Source organism: Nostocoides sp. (assembly GCF_035343835.1).
GTDB classification, from domain to species: Bacteria; Actinomycetota; Actinomycetes; order Actinomycetales; family Dermatophilaceae; genus Nostocoides_A; species Nostocoides_A vanveenii.
Window position 1 is genome coordinate 1 of the sequence record NZ_DAOQZV010000226.1, and the last position, 5,057, is coordinate 5,057.

The window sequence follows — 5,057 nt, forward strand, 5'->3', positions numbered from 1 at the left end:
CCGCAGGCCTGGTCGGCGGCGTCCGCGGCGGCGATCGTCGCCGGCGTCCTCGGCTTGGCCGTCGATGTGCCCGGGCGGCGGGTCAGTCTCCGGCCGATGTCGCCGCCACCCTTCGGCCCGATGCGCGTGACCGGCCTGCGCTTCGGAGCCACGAGCTTCGGGGTCGAGATCGACGCCGAGGGCGAGACGAGCGTGACCGGTTTGCCCGTCGACGTGGCCGTCGATATTTCTTGAGGTCTGCACTAGGATAGAACATGTGTACGACAATCGTCCGCTCGCGGGGCCTCCCGGGTGGCCGGGTGCCGTGCCGCCCCCGCAGGCCGACGGGTGGGAGATCCCGGCCGTGTCCTGGCTGCTCGACCACTGCCCCGCCGACTACCGTGCGTATGCCGGCTGGCGTCGCCACCCGATCGCCTTGGCCTGGCTCGCCCAGCGCCACATTGACGCGCAGTTGATCGCCATGCGTCAGGCCTACCGCGAGGCACGGGTGGAGATGGGCGATTTCGTTCCGCCGGAGGGCATTGCCGAGATGATGAGCGGATTGGAGCACGAAGGTGTCCGCCTGCTCGCCGCCGCCCGCGGCGCCCAACTGATCCACGAAGCCCTCCAGGGCAAGACCTTCGTCGCCAAGCTCTGACCCCACCCCCCTCGTCGAGAGGCCGGTTCAGGGTCGTCGAGAGGCCGGTTCAGGGTCGTCGAGAGGCCGGTTCATAGTTGTGGCCCACCGCTTCGGCGCTGCAGCTGGATGCCAGGTCCGCTCAGCGCCTGCACGTCATCGACCCGACCACGCCGTAAACTCGAAGGGTTGCGCGTGGCCCGGCGCGCAATTCTCCGCTCGGAAGGACTGGCGCCGATCGTGGCCTTGTTGGATCGCATTAACGGACCGGCCGACGTCAAGGCGCTCGCCCCCGAGCAACTCGCGCCCCTGGCCCAGGAGGTCCGCGACTTCCTCATCGACGCCGTGTCGCGCACCGGTGGCCACCTAGGACCCAATCTCGGGGTCGTCGAGCTGACCATCGCCATCCACCGGGTCTTCGACTCCCCGCGCGACGCGGTGATCTTCGATACCGGGCACCAGTCCTACGTTCACAAACTGCTCACCGGCCGTCACGACTTCAGTGCGCTGCGGGCCAAGGGTGGGCTGTCCGGCTACCCGAGTCGCGCCGAGTCCGAGCACGACATCGTCGAGAACTCGCACGCCTCGACCTCGTTGTCCTGGGCTCACGGCGTCGCGAAGGGACGCGCGATCGCGGGGGGGAAGACACGGCATACGGTCGCGGTCATCGGTGATGGTGCCCTGACCGGCGGCATGGCGTGGGAGGCGCTGAATAATATCGCCGCCGAGAAGCAACTGCCGCTCGTGCTCATCGTCAACGACAACGAGCGGTCCTATGCCCCCACGATCGGCGGGCTGGCTGAGCACCTGGCGACGCTGCGGACGACGCAGGGGTATGAGAGCTTCCTGGAGTGGGGCAAGACGACGCTGCGGCGCACGCCTGTCGTCGGGATGCCGATGGAGCGCGCCCTGCACGGCATCAAGAAGGGCATCAAGGATGTCGTTGCGCCGCAAGGACTTTTCGAGGACCTCGGGCTGAAGTACATCGGGCCGGTCGACGGGCACGACCCCCTCGCGCTGGAGGCAGCGCTCACCCGCGCCAAGAACTTCGGCGGCCCGGTCATCGTGCACGTCATCACCCAGAAGGGCCGCGGCTACGAGCCGGCGCGTCAGGACGAGGCCGACCAGTTCCACGCCGTCGGTGTCATCAACTCCGAGACCGGTCTGCCCTTCGAGATCGCCGGACGCAGTTGGACCGACGAGTTCAGCGACGAGATGGTCGCCCTGGGCGCTGAGCGCCCCGACCTCGTGGCCGTCACCGCCGCCATGATGATTCCGGTGGGTCTTGGTGACTTCGCCAAGCATTATCCGGGCCGGATCATCGATGTGGGCATCGCCGAGCAGCATGCCGTGACCATGGCCAGCGGCTTGGCGTATGCCGGCCTGCACCCGGTCGTGGCCGTCTATGCGACCTTCCTCAACCGGGCCTTCGACCAAGTGCTCATGGACGCCGCCCTCCACAGGGCTGGTATGACGATTGTCCTGGACCGCGCCGGCATCACCGGTCCCGACGGCGCATCGCATCACGGGATGTGGGATATGGCGATCTGCGGGGCAGTCCCGGGGCTGCGCCTGGCGGCCCCTCGTGACGGGGCAGCGATCCGGACCGCGCTACGTGAGGCTGTCGAGGTGAGTGATGCGCCGACCGTCATCCGCTTCCCCAAGGGCAGTGTGGCCGCGCCATTGACGTCGCTTCGGCAGGAGGGTTCGCTCGATGTGATGGCCGACCATACCGACGGCGGCGACATCGAACAGCTCATTGTCGCGGTGGGCTCGATGGTTCCCACGGCGATCACGGTTGCTGACAAGCTTGCTGCCGAGGGTCGCCGGGTGCTCGTCGTCGACCCGCGCTGGGTGATCCCGGTCGCGCCGGACCTGGTGACGTTGTGCGCCCGGGCGTCGCGTGTTGCCGTGATCGAGGACGGGCTCGAGGTCGGCGGCATCGGTTCGCAACTCTCGACTGCGTTGCGCGCCAACGATATCGATGTCCCGGTCCGGACCTTCGGCGTGCCGAGAGCGTTCCTCGACCACGCGTCGCGCGGGCAGGTGCTCGAGGTGATCGGGTTGACCCCGGACACCGTCGCCAACGCACTGATCTGATCATTCGGCACGCGGGGAGCAACCGAGCGATGTGGTACTGGTTCTTCAAATTCGTCGGCGTGGGGCCGATCGCCTGGTGGTACTTCCGCATGCGGTGGACCGGGCGCGAGAACATCCCGCGCACCGGCCCGGTGATCCTGGCCGCCAACCACGTCAACTTCCTCGACCCGGTCGGGGTGAGCATGGGCGCCCCGCGCAAGGTCGTCTATGCCGCCAAGTCCAAGTACTACGCCGGGCGCGGCATCGGAGGCCGGCTGCTCGGCTGGTTCCTGCGGGCGATCGGTCAGCTGCCCATCGACCCCGAGAGCGCCAAGACGGCCGACCCCGCCTTGGCAGCCGCCCGCGACCTGCTCGAGGCGGGCGGGGTCGTCGCGATCTTCCCCGAGGGGACGCGGTCGCCGGACGGGCGGCTGCACCGCGGGCATACGGGAGTGGCGCGGGTGGCGCTGCCGCGCGAGGTCCCGATCGTGCCTGTCGGTGTGCTCGGCACGCGCGGCCTGACGGTCAAGGGCAAGCTGCTGCCGCGCCGCGGGCACATCCGGATCGCCTATGGCACCCCGCTCGACCTGACCCCGTGGCGCGGCCGGGCCGATGACCCCGCGGCTTGGCGTGAGGTCACCGACGAGTTGATGCGCCGCATCCAGGAACTCACCGGCCAGGAGTATGTCGACCGCTACCCGACCCGCGCCGAGACCGACTCCCGGGATGCCTGACCCCCGTCCCTAACCTCTGCTAGCAGCGGTTAGGGCACCTCCAGCAAGGTCTACCCTGCTGGACGTCACCTAACGTGTGTTAGCAAGGTTTAGGGAGCCTCAGATGTCGCGGAAGGTGTCGACCTTGGCGCCGAGGGCGGTCAGGCGCTCGGCCAGGTCCTCATAGCCGCGGTTGATGACATAGACATTGCGCAGCACGGACGTCCCCGGAGCGGCCAGCATGGCCAGCAGGATCACCACGCCCGGGCGCAGCGCGGGCGGGCAGACCACCTCGGCCGCGCGGAACTTCGCGGTCGGCCCGGTGACCATGACGCGGTGCGGGTCGAGCAACTGGACGTTGACGCCGACCTTGGTCAGCTCGGTCAGGTAGATCGCGCGGTTCTCATAGACCCAGTCGTGGATCATCGTCGTGCCCTCGGCCTTGGCGGCGATCAGCGCGAAGAAGGGCAGGTTGTCGATGTTCAAACCGGGGAAGGGCAGCGGGTGGATCTTGTCGGCGGCCGCCTTCAGCGGCCCCGGGATCGTCGTCAGGTCGACCAGGCGCGTATGCCCGTTCGCCGAGACGTACTCCGGCGTCACGTCGTACTTCATCCCCATCGTTTCCAGCGTCGCGAGCTCGATCTCGAGGAACTCGATCGGCACCCGGCGGATGGTGATGGAGGAGTCGGTGACGACTGCAGCAGCCAGGAGGCTCATGGCCTCGATCGGGTCCTCGCTCGGCTGGTAGTCGACATCGACGTCGATGTCGGCGACGCCACGCACCGTCAGCGTCGTCGTGCCGATGCCGTCGATCTGCACGCCGAGCCTCTGCAGGAAGAAGCACAAATCCTGGACCATGTAGTTGGAGGAGGCGTTGCGGACGACCGTCACACCCGGGTGGCGGGCCGCGGCCATCAGGACGTTCTCGGTGACCGTGTCGCCGCGCTCGGTGAGCACGATCGGACGCTGCGGCCCCTGGCCGATCCTGACATCGGCGTCGTAGAACCCTTGCGTCGCAGCGACATTCAGCCCAAAGTGGCGCAGCGCGACCAGGTGCGGCTCGACGGTGCGGGTGCCGAGGTCGCAGCCACCGGCATACGGCAACTGGAAGCCCTCGAACTCGTGCAGCAGCGGACCGAGGAACATGATGACGGTCCGCGTGCGCCGCGCCGCCTCGATATCGATCGCGTCGAGGTCGACGCGCGCCGGGGGCGTGATCTCGAGGTCGCTGGAGTCGGGCAACCAGCGGGTGCGGACACCGATGGAGTTGAGGACCTCGATGATCCGGTTGACCTCTTCGATGCGCGCCAGGCTCCGCAGGGTCGTGCGCCCCTTGTTGAGCAGCGCGGCGCAGAGCAGGGCGACGGCCGCGTTCTTCGACGTCTTGACGTCGATCGAGCCGGAGAGCTGCGCGCCGCCGACGACGCGCAGGTGCTGAGGCTGGCTGTGCCCGAGCGAGACGAACTCGCTGTCGAGGGCCTCGCCGATCCGGGCGAGCATTTCCAGGGAGAGGTTCTGGCCGCCCTGTTCGATGCGTGCGACAGCGCTCTGGCTGGTGCCGAGGAGCTCGGCGAGGTCGGTTTGGGTCATGCCCTTGTGACGCCGAGCGTCCCGGATGAGGTTGCCGATGCGGGCCAAATAGTCGTCAG

At 68.3% G+C, this 5,057-nt stretch carries 5 protein-coding genes; 4 read left to right on the plus strand and 1 reads right to left on the minus strand.

Annotation, left to right across the window (positions count from 1 at the left end; translation table 11 throughout):
- The 4 genes from PKH97_RS13455 to PKH97_RS13470 all read left to right on the plus strand — a co-directional run.
- Nucleotides 1-234, plus strand: a 234-nt coding sequence (locus tag PKH97_RS13455) for a hypothetical protein (RefSeq protein WP_324388031.1), incomplete at its 5' end; no start/stop codon positions are given.
- Nucleotides 235-256: 22 nt separating this feature from the next.
- Nucleotides 257-637 carry a hypothetical protein gene (locus tag PKH97_RS13460; RefSeq protein ID WP_324388032.1) on the plus strand — a complete coding sequence of 127 codons (381 nt, stop codon included), beginning with the start codon at nt 257-259 and terminating at the stop codon, nt 635-637.
- Between the two features lie 219 nt (nt 638-856).
- Nucleotides 857-2,716: a 1-deoxy-D-xylulose-5-phosphate synthase gene (gene dxs, locus PKH97_RS13465; protein WP_324388033.1), complete on the plus strand. Its 1,860-nt coding sequence runs from the start codon at nt 857-859 to the stop codon at nt 2,714-2,716.
- Between the two features lie 29 nt (nt 2,717-2,745).
- The gene (locus PKH97_RS13470; RefSeq protein WP_324388034.1) at nt 2,746-3,429 is read left to right on the plus strand and encodes a lysophospholipid acyltransferase family protein; all 684 of its coding nucleotides are present in this window, start codon (nt 2,746-2,748) and stop codon (nt 3,427-3,429) included.
- A gap of 99 nt (nt 3,430-3,528) precedes the next feature.
- Here PKH97_RS13470 and PKH97_RS13475 read toward each other — a convergent pair whose 3' ends face one another.
- Nucleotides 3,529-5,046: a UDP-N-acetylglucosamine 1-carboxyvinyltransferase gene (locus PKH97_RS13475; RefSeq protein WP_324388035.1), complete on the minus strand. Its 1,518-nt coding sequence runs from the start codon at nt 5,044-5,046 to the stop codon at nt 3,529-3,531.
- Nucleotides 5,047-5,057: the final 11 nt, after the last annotated feature.